Source organism: Delftia sp. K82 (assembly GCF_002193035.1).
GTDB lineage: Bacteria > Pseudomonadota > Gammaproteobacteria > Burkholderiales > Burkholderiaceae_C > Comamonas > Comamonas acidovorans.
Window position 1 is genome coordinate 26078 of sequence record NZ_MYFL01000006.1, and the last position, 15670, is coordinate 41747.

The following is a 15670-nucleotide window of genomic DNA, read 5'->3' on the forward strand; positions in this document are numbered from 1 at the left end:
TTTGCGCTACGTTCCTTGCGAGCAGCCCGCGCAATGCCCGGCTGCCCAGGGTGCCCGGGCGCTGGAGCAAGTGCAGGGGAATGGCGCCAGGACCGACAATCGCCCCCATCATGAAAAACACCATTCTGCCCCTGCAATTGTTCGTGCGCCCCGAGCATGACGATCCCCAGCCCCTGATCCTCTACCATGGCCGCCGCTGCCCGGACGGCTACGGCGCGGCGCTGGCGGCCTGGCTGTACTACGGCGGGCAGGCCGAATTCCGGGGCCTGGACCATGGCGAGATCCAGAAGGCCGACGACCTGGGCGAGCTGGCTGGCCGCGCGGTCTACGTGCTGGACTTCGCCTTCGAGCCCGAGCTCATGGCCGAGATCGAGTCGCGCGTTTCCAAGCTCGTGGTGCTGGACCACCACAAGAGCGCTGCCGAAAAGCTGAGCGGCTACCAGTGCCGCTGCGGCGTCGTGCACTTCGACATGAACAAGTCCGGCGCGCGCCTGGCCTGGGAGTTCTTCCAGGCCGACAAGCCCGTGCCCGGCCTGATCCGCTTCATCGAGGACCGCGACATCTGGAAGTGGGAATTCGCCGAGAGCGCGGGCTTTCTCGCGGCGCTGGACATGGAGCCGCGCAGCTTCGAGCGCTGGGCCGAGATCGCGGCCTTCACGCCCGAGCAGGAAGCCGCCTTCATGGCGCGCGGCGGCGCCATGGACGAGAAATTCCAGAAGCTGTGCGCCGACATTTCCGAGGCGGCCCAGCCCCTGGTCTTCAACGGCATGCAAGGGCTGATGGTCAATTGCCCCGGCATGTTCCACAGCCAGGTCGGCGACCTGCTGGCGCGCCAGAGCGGCAGCTTTGCGCTGATGTGGCATGCCAGCACCAAGGGCGTGAAGATCGGCCTGCGCTCGCGCTCGGAGTTCAACTGCATTCCGCTGGCCGAGAGCTTTGGCGGCGGTGGCCATGCCCAGGCCTGCGGCTTCAAGATGGGCAACGAGCGCCTGGTGGAGCTGCTGTCTGGCGTGCTCAAGGCCGATGCCTCGGCCGACTACGCCTACGTGGCAGCGCCGCTGATGGAGCAGCCTGAAACGGGTGCGCCTGCAGAAGCTGTCTGATCCGGCCGTGCCGTCGCCGGCAGACCCGCACAGGCCTGCCAGCCGGGCAGGGCGCATAGCGCGCGCCAGTGCTGCACATCGGCCACATGGCCCAGTTGCTGCCAGTCGGCCTCGAAGCGCAGCGGCTCGCCCGTCATCGGGTGCGCCAGCTCCAGCGCATGGGCGTGCAGCCACAGCCGCTGCAGGCCCAGCCGCTCCGCCCACCAGCGGTTCAGCGGCCCCTTGCCATGCGTGGCGTCGCCAATGATGGGATGGGCCACATGCTTGAGATGGCGGCGTATCTGGTGGCGCCGGCCCGTGGCGGGCAGGGCCTCGACCAGTGAAATCCGCGTGGCCGCGTGGCGCGGGTCAAAGGCCTCGGGCCATTCCAGGCGCGCCAGGCAGCGCAGCGAAGTCTGTGCGGGCTGGGCTGGCGCGTCCTCGGGCGCATCGTCGGGCCTGAGCGCGTGGTCCACCTCCACCGCATCCGGCAACCAGCCCCGCACCAGCGCCAGGTATTGCTTGCGCACTTCCTGCCCGGCAAAGGCCTGGCCCAGCCGCTGGGCGGCCTGGGCATGCAAGGCCATGACCAGCACGCCGCAGGTGCCCTTGTCCAGGCGGTGCGCGGGGTACACATGGCAGCCCAATTGGTCGCGCAGGGTCTGCAGCACAAAGCGCGTCTCGTGCGCGTCCAGTCCCGTGCGGTGCACCAGCCAGCCTGCGGGCTTGTAGACCGCCACCAGATGCTCGTCGCGCCAGAGGATGTGCAGCGGCGCGTCGTCGGGCTCTGGCGGCTGGGCCGGGGAGGGGATGGATGAAGGCTGGAACATGAGGGCGTGAGTGTAGGCGCTGTCCGCCCACCGCCATGCGGGCCCCCGCGCACTACCCCCGTGCAGGGCAACGCAGTGCTGCCTGCCATTGCACGACTGGCGGCGTGATGGCGATGCAAGATCGCGCCTGGTTCTGCGCCGCCGCGTGAACCGGAGTTTCTGAACCCCTCTCAAACGCAACGCACCACACCGCATGGACCATCGCAGCACCGCTCCCATCCGCATCGCCATCGTCGGCCACGGCAACCTCGGTCGTGGCGTGGAGGCGGCCATTGCCCGCAACCCCGACATGGTGCTGGCCGGCATCTACACCCGCCGTGATCCGGCCGGGCTGTGTCCGCTGCAGCCCGGCACGCCCGTGCACGGCATGGACAGCCTGCTGGCCCATCGCGCCGGCATCGACGTGCTGGTGCTGTGCGGCGGCTCCAAGGACGACCTGCCGCAGCAGTCGCCCGCGCTGGCCGCGCATTTCAGCCTGGTGGACAGCTTCGACACCCATGCGCGCATTCCCGAGCATTTCGACCGGGTGGATGCCGCCGCCCGCGCAGCCGGCACCACGGCGCTGATCTCGGCGGGATGGGACCCGGGCATGTTCTCCCTGCAACGCCTCATGGGCGAGGCCCTGCTGCCCGATGGCGCCACCTACACCTTCTGGGGCAAGGGCCTGAGCCAGGGGCACTCGGACGCCATCCGCCGCATTCCCGGTGTGGCCGGCGGTGTGCAGTACACCATTCCCGTGGACGAGGCCGTGCAGCGCGTGCGCAGCGGCGTGCGGCCCGAGCTGTCTGCGCGCGAGCGCCACCGGCGCGAGTGCTTTGTGGTGCTGGAGCAGGGGGCCGATGCCGATGGCGTGCGCCAGGCCATCGTCGGCATGCCGCATTACTTTGACGAATACGACACCACGGTGCATTTCATCAGCGCCGAGGAGCTTGCCCGTGACCATGCGGCCATGCCGCATGGCGGATTCGTCATCCGCAGCGGCCGCAGCTCGCAGGGGCTGCACCATTCCATCGAATACCGCCTGCAGCTGGACAGCAATCCGGAATTCACGGCCAGCGTGCTTGTGGCCTATGCGCGCGCCGTGCACAGGCTGCAGCAGTCGGGGCAGACGGGCTGCAAGACCGTGTTTGACGTGGCGCCCGGCCTGCTGTCGCCCAAAACTGCGCAGCAGCTGCGGGCCGAGCTGCTTTAGCCCTGGCCCACGCGGGCCGCGTCTTCCAGCCGGTCCACATCGCGCAGCGGCTTGAACAGGGTCATCCAGCTGCCGACCACGCCCAGCGTGCACAGGCTGCCCACCACGGCAGCCGGCACGGCGCCCAGCCAGGCGGCGCTGGTGCCGGCGCGGAACTCGCCCAGCTCGTTGGACGAACCGATGAACAGCATGTTCACCGCGTTCACGCGCCCGCGCATGGAGTCGGGCGTGGAAAACTGCACCAGGGCCGAGCGGATGTACACGCTCACCATGTCGGCCGCGCCAGCCAGCATCAGGGCGGCCATGGACAGCCAGAACCAGTGCGACAGTGCAAACACCAGGTTGGCCACGCCGAAGATGGCCACGGCGGCGAACATCACGCGGCCCACATGGCGCTGGATGGGACGGGCCGACAGCCACAGGCCCATGGCCACCTCGCCCACGGTCATGGACGAGCGCAGCAGGCCCAGGCCTTCGGGGCCGACCTTGAGCACCTCGTGCGCATACACGGGCAGCAGGGCCACCACGCCGCCCAGCAGCACGGCGAACAGGTCCAGCGAAATCGTGCCCAGGATGATGGGGCGCGTGCGGATGAAATGAATGCCTTCGCCAAAGCGCTGCCACAGCGAGCCGCCTGCCGGCGCCATGGCCCCGGCAAAGCGCACGGGCACCGTGCCCAGCAGCAGCACGGCCAGCACCAGGGATGCGCCGCAGACCGCATAGGTCAGCACGGCGCCGCCCCAGGCGTAGAGCACTCCGCCCAGCACAGGCGCCGCGATGGCGGCCGTGCGCATCAGCATGCTGTTGGTTGCCAGCGCCTGGGCCAGTTGCTCGCGCGGCACGATCTGCGGCAGCAGGCTTTGCAGGGCCGGCCCCGTGAAGGCGCGGCTGCAGCCGAACAGCACCAGCACGGCATAGATCCAGTGCACATCGTGCGCGGCCGCGCCCTCGTGCCAGGACAGCCACAGCAGCAGCAGGGAGCACAGGGCAGCCACGGTCCAGCTGCCCGACAGCAGGCGCTTGCGGCTCATGCGGTCGCTGAGGTCGCCGGCCGGAATCAGCAGCGCCAGCATGGGCAGGAACTGGGCCAGTCCCACGTAGGCCAGGGACATGGGGTCGCGCGTCAGGTCATACACCTGCCAGGCCACGACCACCGCCTGCATCTGCTGGGCGAACATGGACAGCATGCGCGCCATGACGAAGGGGACGAAGGCGCTGCTGCGCAGGCCGGCAGCGGGGCTGTCGGCCGATGAGGGGGGAAGCGGGGAGGAGGGCAAGATCGGATATCCGTGGAGGAGCACGCGCAGTATCTGCGAAATGCCGGCGCCTTGCTGGCCGTTGTGCCCGCTCCACGCTGCCGACGAAGGCATGCGGTCTGCTCCCACAAACACCCGCGGCGCGGCGCGAGAATATGCCATCACGGGTCAGGCCAGAACCCCGCATCAGAGGAGCAACACACCATGTCCATGTTGTCCATGCAATACGCCGGCACCTTGATCGGGCGCGAAGCGGTCATCGACTTCCCCGACAGCAAGGCTGATGTGCGGTACACGCCGCAAGGCCAGATGGTCTGGCATGTGGTCGATTCCCTGGGCCATGTATCCGATGGCTGCGAACGGCTCAGCTACCTGCAGGTCAGCGACAGCCTGCACTTCCTCAACTGGATCGAGAAAACGGGCTTCACCGTCAGCCAGGTCATCGATACGGCCCAGGGCACGGTGCAGGCCTTCTGGTCGTTTGCCGACCCGGCCAGCGAGGGCGGCCACCGCTCGTCCATGTTCGTCGAAGGCCGTTTCCGCTTCCGTTGAGGCGCCCGCCTGCACGGCGCAGCCCGGCCGCGTGAAACATTGCGGCAGCTGCGCGATCTGCCTGTTTTTTCAGCGCCTGCGGCAAACCCATGGCTGGCGCGGCAATGCAGGGTTGTCCCGAAGCTTGTTCACAGGCAGGCCCACAGTCGCTGGGCATAACCGTCACGCTGCGGTCATTTTCGTCATGCAGCGGAAAAGTTCCTGAAATGTGGGTGTGCACTATCGTTGAATCCCAGCATCGGCGGGTTCATGGAATGCCGGTTCATTGCCTGAGGCGAGGCCGGCCGCGCGCAGATCCAGGTTTGCCGCCGTGAAACATCCCTGCCGCGCAATCCCGTCCGCAAGGCCCCCGGCTATGCTGGCTGCATGACCTGGCTGTTTCTTGCATTGCATCTGCTGCTCATTGCAGGCTTTGGCCTGCGCATCCTGCTGCGCGACGATGTGCGGCCCGACGTGCGCATGGGCTGGCTCACCGTCATCGTGCTGCTCCCCTATGCGAGTTGCGCGCTGTATTACCTGTTTGGCGAGGTGACGCTGCGCCGCCGAGGCCGGGCCCGGTACCGCAAGGTGCAGGACTTTGCGCCCGGCGCCCCGGTCACGGGCAGCGGCGTGCCGGTGGCGGGCATCGCGCCGCAATGGCAGGCGGCCTTTGGCTATGCGGCGTCCATCAACCGCTTTCCCGTACAGCCGGGCCATGCCGCGCAGCTCATGGCCGATGGTGCCCAGGCCCGCGCGCGCATGCTGGCCGACATGGAGGCCGCCCGTCACGAGATCAACGTGCTCTACTACATCTGGCTGGCCGATGACACGGGAACGGCCGTGGCCCAGGCGCTGGTGCGCGCGGCCCGGCGTGGCGTGGTCTGCCGCGCCATGGTGGACGGGCTGGGCTCGCGCGCGCTGCTGCGCTCCGACCTCTGGCAGCAGATGGCGCAGGCCGGCGTGCAACTGGCCGTGGCCCTGCCGGCCAGCCACCCGTTCAGGGTGATGTTCACCAGCCGGCTGGACCTGCGCAACCACCGCAAGATCACCGTGATCGATGGTGCCATCACATACTGCGGCAGCCAGAACTGCGCGGACGAGGCCTTCGCCGTGAAGGCCCGCTACGCGCCCTGGGTCGATATCATGCTGCGCCTGCAAGGCCCGGTGGTGGCGCAGATGCAGCAGGTCTTTGCCAGCGACTGGGCGCAGGCGCGCAGCGCAGACCATGGACTGTCCATGCCCCTGGCCGCCGAACCCGAAGCGGGGCCGGCCGACATGCCCGCTGAAGGCTTTGCCGCCGTCGTCATTGCCGAAGGCCCGGCCGAGCGGCCGCGCTCCACCTCGCAGCTGGTGTCCACCCTGCTGGCCAGTGCGCGGCGCGAAGTGGTGATCTCCACGCCCTATTTCATACCCGATGCCACCGTGCTGGAGGCCCTGTGCGCCGCCGCCTGGCGCGGCGTGCAGGTCACGCTCATCCTGCCGGCGCGCAACGATTCCTGGATCGTGGGCGCGGCCAGCCGCAGCACCTACCGCTACCTGCTGCGGGCCGGCGTCATCCTCCATGAATTCCGCCCCGGCCTGCTGCATGCCAAGACCCTGTGCGTGGACGGGCAGGTGGCCCTTGTAGGCTCCACCAACCTGGACCTGCGCAGCTTCGACCTGAACTTCGAGAACAACGTGCTGCTGCAGGACGAGGCCGTGACCCGCGCCATCCGCCAGCGCCAGGCCGACTACATCCGCCAGTCCGACCGCATCACCGCCGCCCAGGTCCACGCCTGGCACTGGGGCCGCCGCATCTGGAACAACCTGCTGGCGATGCTGAGCCCGGTGCTGTGAGCGTGCAAAGAAAAAGGCCTGCGCAATGCAGGCCTTGATGGGGCTTGTCCAGACGCTGCAGCGCGCTCAGCGGCCCACGCGCTCGCTCTCGACCACCATGTCCAGCACATAGGCGTAGGCCGATGCGTCGGCGGGCACGTTCTGGCGCTTGTAGCGCTGGATGCGCAGCACGTTGCGGATGCCGGGTTCGTGCTTGTAGCCCTCGATCTCGCTGTAGAAGTTCTCCCACTCGCCGGTGGAGGTCTTCACGCCGTTGTCGCCGTAGCGGATCTCGCGCACGCGCAGGCACTGGAAGTCCTTGATCAGCGGGTGATTGCAGGCCGTGCGCTGGGGTGCCACTTCCAGGAAGATGCGCTCGCCGGCGCTGCCGTACTGGGTCTGGGCCGTGGGCGAGCCGTCGAACTGCCAGCGCGTGCCATCGATGAAGGTGAGCGTCAGGCGCGCAGGCTGCTTGCCTTCGCCCAGTTGCACGGACCATTGCTTGGCCGTGGGCAGGATGCGGGCCACCTTTTGCTCCAGCGCCATCAGTTGGTCGTCATCGCAGGCCATCAGCGTGCTGGCGGCGCGTTGGGTGGCGATGCGGTTGCCTTCGGTGCGGTAGCCCGTGGTCACCACGTTGCACAGGTTCTTGACGGCCAAGCGCTGGTCGGCAAATTCCAGTTGCAGGGGCCGCTTGCGCGAGGCGGCGGTCAGGAACCAGCTCTGGTCTTCGGTGCCCTGGGGTGTGAAGGCCTGGCGAAGATTCCAGTGGTAGGCGGTCAGCGATTGGGCATCACCGGGTGGGCCGGCAGGGGCCGACGCCTGGGTCTTGGCGCCTTCTTCGGCATTGCCACCCTTGTCGATATGGCTGCAGGCGCCGAGCCCCATGGTGACGATCACGGGCAGGCACCAGGTCCAGCTTGGCTTCATGTTGAATTCCTTGGTTGATGGGTACGGAGACAGGCTCAGGCGCGGCGGGCTGGTGGCAGCCCTGGCGCGGCATGTGCCGCGCCGGCCCTGGCCGAACCGGGGCACCATAACGCAGATGCGCGGCGGCGCCTGTCAGAACGGGGCGCTATTCACATTCCTTTGCATCTATTTGATGCAGGCGGAAAAAACGGATTGCTGCAAAGTTGCGGGCCGATGCGTTGCGCTCAGGTGAGAATAGGCGGCCAGCCGCCATGCCATCCGCAGGCTGCGGCGCCGGAGCAAGGAGCAGGTTCGTGTATCGACGTTGGAGTGCAGCAAACAGGGTGCGTGGCATGCGCTACGCGGGAGCTTTGGCCATCATTGCAATGCTTGCGGGCTGCGGCTCGACCATTCCCCAGCATGTGCCCGTGCAGGAGAGCTTCGGCTCCACCGAGACCTTCTCGCGCATGTTCGATGCCTCGCCGGCCCAGACCTGCGAGGCAGCGCGCCGCGCGCTGCTGAGCCAGGGCTACATCGCCATGGCGCGCACGCCCGAACTCATAGAGGGCAGCAAGAGCTTCCAGCCCGACCCCGAACTGAACCTGCAGATGAACATCCGCGTGGTCTGCGTGCCCGAGACGGCCGATGGCCAGGTCAGCATCGGCTTTGTCACGGCGCTGCAGGACCGCTATACCTTGAAGAAGAGCGCCAACTCGGCCAGCCTGGGCGTGGGTGCGCTGGGGTCGGTGTCGCTGCCGTTCTCCTCGGGCAGCGACTCCATGGTCAAGGTGGGCAGCGAGACGATTGCCAAGAGCGGTTTCTACGACAGCTTCTTCGAGCTGGTGTCGCGCTACCTGGCGCAGGACCGTGAATCCATCGCCGTGCCCACGCCGGTGGCGCCGCAGAACACCATTCCCTCGGCCAACCACTGACGCCGGCGGGCGCCGGCCCCGGTTCACGCCACCAGGAACAGGGCCGGGTCCACCATGGTGCGGTTGAGCATCACGCCCCAGTGCAGGTGCGGGCCGGTGACACGGCCTGTGGCGCCGACCTTGCAGAAGGCATCTCCCGTGTCCAGCTGATCGCCCAGCTTGCACTGCACGCTGCTCAGATGGCAGTACATGCTCAGCAGGCCGCCGCCGTGGTCCAGCCACACGGTGCCGCCGTTGAAGAAATAGTCGCCCACATCCACCACCTTGCCCGGCAGCGGCGCGACGACGTTGGTGCCCGTGGCTGCCGCGATGTCCATGCCGCTGTGCGGGTTGCGCGGCTGGCCGTTGAACACGCGGCGCAGGCCAAAGCTGCTGCTGCGGCGGCCCGGCACGGGCTGGCGCATGCGCAGGTCGCCAGGGCGTGCGGGCGGCTCGGTGAACAGCGCCATGATGGTCTGCTGGTGGGCGCGTTCACGCTGGTAGCGGGCATCGTCCTCGGGAGACAGGTCCACGGTCTTGGGCGAGACCTTCAGGCGCTGCTCGGTGTATTTCTTGTCGCGCACTTCGTAGGGCAGGGTGCGCGGTGCGCCTTCGCCCTTCACCGTCACGCCATGCGTGCCGGGCGCCACCGACAGCGCAATGCCGACCACGGCTGTCCATTCGATCATGTCGCCCACCACCAGCACGGGCACGTCGCCGGCCAGCACCTGGGGCCGCTGGGCCGCTGGCCCCAGCGACAGGCGGGCCACGCCACCGGGCACGCGGCTGTCATGCGGCCAGGGGGATTCCCCAGAGGCCGCAGCGGCCCAGTCCGGGACCATCAGGCCCGCACCTGAGGCACACAGGGATTGCACAAACAGTCGGCGGGAGCGGGAATTCGTCGTCGGTATCTGCATGAGGGAAGCGGGGGGCTGTGGTCGAGCGCCCCATTGTCCGCCATGCCGGCGCGCCAGCTTGCCAACGCCTCAACGCCATGGCATTCAAATGCGCTTGCGCGCCGCTCAACGGTCCCGGCGCTCGTCGCGCCCGCCGCGCCGCTCCTGTGGGCGGGCCGCGTTGGCCATGCGCTGCTGTTGCTGGCGTTGCTCCTGCTGTGCGCGGGCCTGCTGCTGCTGGGCACGCGCCTGTGCCTGGGCCTGCTGTGCTTGCTGGGCCTGCATGCGTTGCTGCTGGGCAGCCTCGAACTGCTGCTGTCTTTGCTGCTGCGCCTGCCGCTCCTGCATCTGGGCCTGTCTTTGCGCCTGCTGCTGGGCCTGCATCCTTGCCTGCATCTGCTCCTGTGCGCGTGCCTGCTGTTGTTGTTGTTGCTGCATTTGCTGCTGGCGCGCCTGGTCCTGGGAGCGCTGCTGCAAGGCCTGGCGATCGCGCTCGGCTTGTTGGCGGGCCTGGGCTTGCGCCTGAACCTGGGCCTGGTCACGCGCCTGATCCCGCATCTGCGCCTGGGCCTGCATCTGGGCCTGGCGCTGCTGTTGCTGGCGTGCCTGTTCCTCGCCGCGAAGGCGGGCGGCCTGCGTCTCCATTTGCTGCTGTTGCTGCTGGCGCTGGCGCGCTGCATCGGCCATGGAGCGGTCGCGGTCCTGCCTGTCCAGGCCGTTCTGCCGGTCCTGTGGCCTCATGCCCTGCTGCGTGGCTGCGGAAGACCAGGAAGGCACGCGGGAGTCGCGGCCCCTGTCACCCTGCATGGCTGCCGCAGGCAGTGCTGGCGCGGGTCGCTGCGCGGTGCCCGATGGGGATGAAGGGGCTGATTGCGCAGACTGAGGGGACTGAGGCCACTTGCCGAACTGGCCCGGCTGCGAGGCCGGCACCGGGTTCATCCGGGGCTGCAGCGAGGCCTGGGGCCGGTCATCGGGCCTGAGGCCCGGGCGTCCGCGATCGGCGCCATCATGCCGGGCAAAGCCCTGGGCGCCGCCGGGCGGCACCATGCCTTGGGCGGATGGGGGCGGGCCGCCCTGCGGCGGCCTCAGGCCCAGGCGTTGGGGCATGCCGGAGTGCGCTGCTGCGGCGGCGCCGGCCATGCCTGCTGCTCCGGCCAGGGCCGCAGCGGCCATGCCGCCTGAACGTGGGTCACCAGAACGAGGGTCACCGGAGCGCGGGTCGCCCGGGCGAGGATCACCACCTTGCTGCGGGAAGTCAGGGCGGCGCGGCTCGAAGTGCGGGTTGTTCGCGATGTGGGTGACGTTGCCAACGTTGTTGATGTGCGTGTTGTGGATGTTCTGCACCACCGTGGTCGAGCGCGAGACGTAGGTGTTGTTGTTGTAGATCACGGCCGGGCGGCGCGAGGGCGGTGGCGGCGGTTCGTTGCGGTGCCAGCGGTAGCCGGGCTCGCCCCAGCGCATGCCCCAGGAGTTCCAGCCCCAGGGGCGGCGGTCCACGGACTCGGCCAGGATCACGCCTGCGCCGAAGCCGATCAGCCCCGCCACCACGGGCGCGGCCGAACTGCCCACATACACGGGTTGCGGCGCCACGATGGGCCGGTAGCCGCCGTACATCGGCACGGGCTCGCCATAGACCACGCCGGGGTCGTACTGCGGCACATAGACGGTGTCAGGCTGGGCAGGTGCGATCTCGATGAATTGCGGCGGCGTGTCGATCACCGGCACGGGCAGCATGGATGACAGCGGCTCGCCCACGGCCTGCGGTGCGGGCTGGGGCACGGGGGGCGGAGCATCGGCCGTGGCCACGGCCACCTTGAGCCGGCTGGAGTCCTTGAGCGTGCCGGCCTTGTAGGCGCGCTGGCGCATCACCTGGATGGCGTTCATCACATCGGCCGGATCGTTGTAGTAGGCCTTGCCCAGGGCCGTGGTCCAGGGAACATTGGATGACAGCTGCGCCAGCACATTGGGAAACTGCGCCAGCGACTTGACCGAAGGGTCCCAGTCCTGGCTGTTGACGGCGTTTTGCAGTTCCTCGGGCTTGAGGCCGGGGTTCTGCCCCATCCACACCTCGGCGGCGCCGACCTGGTCGGGATAGGTGGAGGCGGCCAGCACCTGGGCCACGAGCTTGTCGGGGTACAGCGCAATGGGCGCGACCATCTGGTACAGCGTCTCGGCCGAAGGCCGCACATAGGCCACGGGCGTGGCGACGGGCTGGGCGCTTTCGGTGGCAGGCTGCAGCGGCGCGCTGGCGGCCTGCGGGGGCTTGTCCTGGGATTCGTTGCAGGCGCTCAGCGCCAGGGCGGCGGCCACGCCCAGCACGCTCAGGCGCAGGGCGCCAGCGTGGGAAGTCGAGCGGGCCGTGGTGCGTGCTGTGGGCACGGCGGATTGCAGCATTGCGTTCTCCTGGGCAGGAACGCCTTTCGCGCCGAAGCGGCAAGGCACATGTCATTTGAACGCCAAAGTGCACGCTGCGTTGACACCGGCGTGTCAGCCGATGCCCCCAGTCCGCGCAACTTCTGTGACGCGGTGTTTACCCAGGCTGAATCAGGCCGCGCTCAAGCTGCGCTCAGGCAGCGATCAGGCGGGCCTGGTAGCTCTCGGCACCCTTGGACCAGGCCAGCAGGCGGTCGATGTTGGGGTGCTTGCCAGGGAAGGCGATGGCGTCCTGCGTGTGCTCGGCATACCACTCCAGGCCCAGCTCGGCGGCCGCCGGCGTGATGCTGCCGCCGTACAGCGCGGCCAGCGCGTGGTACACGGCCAGCGAGCCGGTCTGGCCGGGCTTGTTCTCGATGGTGGCCACGACCTGGCCCTGGGCATCGGCCAGCTGCAGCGCGGCGAGGTGGGTGACGGTGGGCAGTTGCTGAAGGCGTGCGGAGAAGTTCATGCTGAAAGGCAAATCAAAGGGGAAAGGGAGAAAGGGAAGGGCCAACCGGCGCCGGGCGTTCTGGTGTTTCAGTGGCTGAGTGGTTCCGTGGTCAGGCCTTGAAGGCAATCCAGGCACACCAGAACAGGCTGGAGAAAAAGCGCTTGGGCTGCACGAAACCGGCCTGGGCCAGCATCTGCTCCACCGCCTCTTCCGAGGCCGGTGGAACCGCGCCCTGCCGGATTTTGCCGAGTTTCGCATGGACAGCGGCCTCGTCCACGCCCGCCATGCGCCATCGCATGGCCCAGGCTTCAAGGAACAGCGGCTCGCTGTCATAGCGATGGCGGTTGCAGGCCAGGATGAAGGGCGCCCCCGGCGCCAGCCGCGCCGACAGGGCCTGCAGCAGCTGCAGCTTGTCCGCGTCGTCAGGGACGTGGTGCAGCACGCCGATCAGCGTGGCCGCGTCGAACACCATGCCGGCCGGCAGGTCCTGCACGGCGAAGGGGGCGGCTTGCACCTGGGCCGACAGCCGCGCTGCGGCGATGCGGTCCATGGTCTGGTCCAGCATGGGGGCCGAAGGGTCGGCGGCCGTGAATTTCCACTGCGGCCTGAGCCGCGCCGTGGCCAGGATTTCCTGGCCCGTGCCACCGGCGCCGCCAATCAGCACGGACTTCGGGCCGGCATCCAGGCTGGCAGCCAGCAGGCAGGCGGCCAGTTCGTGGCAGGCGTCGTAGCCGGCCAGTGCAATGCGGCTTTGCGTTTCGTACTCGGCCGCGCGGGAGGTGTCGAACTTGGCGGCGGAAGCCGCCTGTGGCAAGGCTTGGTTCATGGCCTGGCATTGTGCTGAGGCCACGGTCCCTGCAAAAGCGCCCATGTGCGATGGCCCACCCCTGCAAAGCAGGATGGTGGGCCATCTTCGGGGGAGGAGCGGTGCAGGTGCCCGTCAGTGGGCCATGCGCCTACTTGCCCCAGGAGTCCTTGAGACCCGTTGCGCGGTTGAACACGGGCTTGCCCGGTGCGTGGTCCTTGCGGTCGGCCACGAAGTAGCCGAAGCGCTCGAACTGGAACTTGTCGTCAGGCTGCGCGTTGGCCAGTGAAGGCTCCACATAGGCGGTCACCACCTTGAGGCTGTCCGGGTTGAGCAGCGTCAGGAAGTCCTTGCCACCCGCATCGGGCTGCGGGTCGGTGAACAGGCGGTCGTACAGGCGCACCTCGGCCTGCACGCCGTCGGCCACGCCCACCCAGGTGATGGCGGCCTTGACCTTGACGCTGTCCGCACCCGGCGTGCCGCTCTTGGTGTCGGGCACCACGGTGGCCAGCACCTTGGTGACGTTGCCCTCGGCATCCTTCTCGCAGCCCGTGCACTCGATCACGTAACCGCCCTTCAGGCGCACCTTGTTGCCGGGGAAAAGGCGCTTGTAGCCCTTGGGCGGCACTTCGGCGAAGTCCTCGCGCTCGATCCACACCTCGCGGCCCAGCGTAAAGCGGCGCACCGGCACCTGCTGGCCTTCGGCGGCGTGGGGCAGGGCGGGCAGCTCGCAGGCTTCCAGGTGCTCGGCGCTGCCGAAGACCTCGGCCCAGTTGGTCAGCTCCAGCTTCAGCGGGTCCAGGGCCACCATGCCGCGATGGGCCTGGTTCTCCAGGTCCTCGCGCAGGCAGCCTTCCAGCGTGGAGTAATCGATCCAGGCGTAGTCCTTGGTCACGCCGATGCGCTCGCAGAAGGCCTGGATGCTCTGGGGCGTGTAGCCACGGCGGCGCAGGCCGACGATGGTGGGCATGCGCGGATCGTCCCAGCCGCTGACGATGCCGTTGTCCACCAGGTGCTTGAGCTTGCGCTTGCTGGTGATCACATAGGTCAGGTGCAGGCGCGAGAACTCGTACTGGCGGGGCTGCGGCGCGGCGATCAGGCCGCCTTCGCGCAGATGGACCAGCAGCCAGTCGTAGAACGGGCGCTGGTCCTCGAACTCCAGCGTGCAGATGCTGTGGGTGATGTGCTCCAGCGCGTCCTCGATGGGATGGGCGAAGGTGTACATCGGGTAGATGCACCACTGGTTGCCGGTGTTGTGGTGCTCGGCATGGCGCACGCGGTAGATGGCGGGATCGCGCAGATTGATGTTGGGCGATGCCATGTCGATCTTTGCGCGCAGCACGGCAGCGCCATCGGGCAGCTTGCCGTCGCGCATTTCGCGAAAGCGCGCCAGGTTCTCGGCCACGGTGCGGCTGCGGAACGGGCTGTCCACGCCGGGGCGCGAGAAATCGCCGCGGTTGGCCTTCATGTCGTCGGCGCTTTGCTCGTCCACATAGGCCAGGCCCTGCTCGATCAGGTACTCGGCTGCGCGGTACATGAAGTCGAAGTAGTTGCTGGCGAAGTACAGGTTCTCGTGGCCGTCGGCTTCCTTCCAGCCGAAGCCCAGCCAATGGACGGCATCGATGATGCTGTCCACGTACTCCTGGTCTTCCTTCTCGGGATTGGTGTCGTCGAAACGCAGGTGGCAGGCACCTTCGTAGTCGCGCGCCAAGCCGAAGTTCAGGCAAATGGCCTTGGCGTGACCCACGTGCAGGTAGCCGTTGGGCTCGGGCGGGAAGCGTGTGCGGATCTTCGCCACGTCCACCTGGCCCTGGTTGTGGTGGTCGCCATCACCGGGGCTTCCACCCCAGCGGCGCTGGGCGTGGGTACCGTTGGCCAGGTCGGCCTCGATGATTTGGCGCAAAAAGTTACTCGGTTTGACCGGATCTTTGGAGATGGGGGAGGCGTCAGCAGAGCTCATCGCAGCATTGTAGGCGCCCGCCTGCAGACCCGCTCCGGACGGCTTTCGGACAGCCGCGCCAGCCAAGGGTTGAGGCATTTGGAAACAAACTTGTATAAAAGCCTGCCATCCGTAGACCCCTCTCGCGCGTTGAGAATGCAGGGCGTATGCCGTCCCCCTGTGCCAAAGTGCGGGAAGGCGGCACCAGCGGCAATGCCTGCCACGCCTGTCCAACTTCGAGGAGAGACACCATGACAACGACAGCTTCCCCGTGGGTTGCAAAAGCAGCAGCAGCCGGCCTGGCCCTGGCCGCCCTCATGGCTTCGGGCGCCGCCCAGGCCCGGGGCGATGTGCAATGGTCCATCAGCCTGAATTCGCCGGGCATGTATGGCCCGCCCGTCTATGTCGCGCCTGCCCCCGTCTATGTGGCACCGCCCCAGCCCATCTACTACGCGCCCCCGCCGCCGGTCTACTACGCGCCGCGCGCCGTCTACCGTGCTCCGCCCGTCGTGGTCGTTCCTGGCTATGGATACGGCTATGGTGGCGGCTACCGGGGTGGATACCGTGGCGAGTACCGCCATGGCCATGGCCATGGCCACGGGCATGGCCACTGGCGCCGTTGATCTGAGCTGAACCGC

Annotated in this window: 14 protein-coding genes; 6 read left to right on the forward strand and 8 right to left on the reverse strand. The window is 68.1% G+C overall.

Annotated features, from left to right (window positions below):
* Window positions 1-110 precede the first annotated feature (110 nt).
* On the forward strand, window positions 111-1103 hold the full coding sequence (locus tag KDK82_RS28915) for a DHH family phosphoesterase (RefSeq protein WP_043823772.1): 993 nt from the start codon (window positions 111-113) through the stop codon (window positions 1101-1103).
* Here KDK82_RS28915 and KDK82_RS28920 read toward each other — a convergent pair.
* Entirely contained in the window at window positions 1043-1912 is an 870-nt protein-coding gene (locus KDK82_RS28920; RefSeq protein ID WP_088166905.1) for a pseudouridine synthase, read from the reverse strand. The two genes, KDK82_RS28915 and KDK82_RS28920, sit on opposite strands and share 61 nt — an antisense overlap.
* A gap of 193 nt (window positions 1913-2105) precedes the next feature.
* Here KDK82_RS28920 and KDK82_RS28925 point away from each other — a divergent pair, with 193 nt between their 5' ends.
* The gene (locus KDK82_RS28925) at window positions 2106-3104 is read left to right on the forward strand and encodes a diaminopimelate dehydrogenase (RefSeq protein ID WP_088166906.1); all 999 of its coding nucleotides are present in this window, start codon (window positions 2106-2108) and stop codon (window positions 3102-3104) included.
* Here the strand turns inward: KDK82_RS28925 and KDK82_RS28930 are convergent.
* The gene (locus tag KDK82_RS28930) at window positions 3101-4474 is read right to left on the reverse strand and encodes an MFS transporter (protein WP_088166907.1); all 1374 of its coding nucleotides are present in this window, start codon (window positions 4472-4474) and stop codon (window positions 3101-3103) included. The two genes, KDK82_RS28925 and KDK82_RS28930, sit on opposite strands and share 4 nt — an antisense overlap.
* 90 nt (window positions 4475-4564) lie before the next feature.
* On the opposite strand from KDK82_RS28930, the gene KDK82_RS28935 reads away from it, so the two are divergent.
* Together KDK82_RS28935 and cls are read left to right on the forward strand one after the other, a co-directional pair.
* Complete coding sequence (locus tag KDK82_RS28935) at window positions 4565-4912, forward strand: hypothetical protein (RefSeq protein ID WP_012204400.1); 348 nt, start codon at window positions 4565-4567, stop codon at window positions 4910-4912.
* A gap of 366 nt (window positions 4913-5278) precedes the next feature.
* Window positions 5279-6727: a cardiolipin synthase gene (gene cls, locus KDK82_RS28940; protein WP_088166908.1), complete on the forward strand. Its 1449-nt coding sequence runs from the start codon at window positions 5279-5281 to the stop codon at window positions 6725-6727.
* Between the two features lie 66 nt (window positions 6728-6793).
* On the opposite strand, the gene KDK82_RS28945 is transcribed toward cls, so the two are convergent.
* The gene (locus KDK82_RS28945) at window positions 6794-7636 is read right to left on the reverse strand and encodes an META and DUF4377 domain-containing protein (protein ID WP_013803395.1); all 843 of its coding nucleotides are present in this window, start codon (window positions 7634-7636) and stop codon (window positions 6794-6796) included.
* A gap of 332 nt (window positions 7637-7968) precedes the next feature.
* Between KDK82_RS28945 and KDK82_RS28950 the strand changes: the two genes are divergently transcribed.
* The gene (locus tag KDK82_RS28950) at window positions 7969-8547 is read left to right on the forward strand and encodes a DUF2242 domain-containing protein (protein ID WP_071954816.1); all 579 of its coding nucleotides are present in this window, start codon (window positions 7969-7971) and stop codon (window positions 8545-8547) included.
* A 23-nt stretch (window positions 8548-8570) separates the two neighbouring features.
* On the opposite strand, the gene KDK82_RS28955 is transcribed toward KDK82_RS28950, so the two are convergent.
* The 5 genes from KDK82_RS28955 to KDK82_RS28975 all read right to left on the reverse strand — a co-directional run bounded on the left by KDK82_RS28955 (window position 8571) and on the right by KDK82_RS28975 (window position 15053).
* Window positions 8571-9368, reverse strand: coding sequence for a peptidoglycan DD-metalloendopeptidase family protein (locus tag KDK82_RS28955; protein ID WP_239974471.1), 798 nt, complete (start codon window positions 9366-9368; stop codon window positions 8571-8573).
* Window positions 9369-9548: 180 nt separating this feature from the next.
* Window positions 9549-11816, reverse strand: a complete 2268-nt coding sequence (locus KDK82_RS28960) for a DUF3300 domain-containing protein (RefSeq protein WP_088166910.1) — start codon at window positions 11814-11816, stop codon at window positions 9549-9551.
* A gap of 172 nt (window positions 11817-11988) precedes the next feature.
* Window positions 11989-12306 (reverse strand): DUF2322 family protein, encoded by a 318-nt coding sequence (locus KDK82_RS28965; protein WP_013803391.1) that lies wholly within the window; start codon window positions 12304-12306, stop codon window positions 11989-11991.
* A gap of 91 nt (window positions 12307-12397) precedes the next feature.
* Complete coding sequence (locus tag KDK82_RS28970; RefSeq protein WP_088166922.1) at window positions 12398-13114, reverse strand: class I SAM-dependent methyltransferase; 717 nt, start codon at window positions 13112-13114, stop codon at window positions 12398-12400.
* 130 nt (window positions 13115-13244) lie between these two features.
* Window positions 13245-15053 (reverse strand): glutamine--tRNA ligase/YqeY domain fusion protein, encoded by a 1809-nt coding sequence (locus KDK82_RS28975; protein WP_088166911.1) that lies wholly within the window; start codon window positions 15051-15053, stop codon window positions 13245-13247.
* A 230-nt stretch (window positions 15054-15283) separates the two neighbouring features.
* Here KDK82_RS28975 and KDK82_RS28980 point away from each other — a divergent pair, with 230 nt between their 5' ends.
* Window positions 15284-15655, forward strand: coding sequence for a hypothetical protein (locus KDK82_RS28980; protein ID WP_088166912.1), 372 nt, complete (start codon window positions 15284-15286; stop codon window positions 15653-15655).
* Window positions 15656-15670 lie beyond the last annotated feature (15 nt).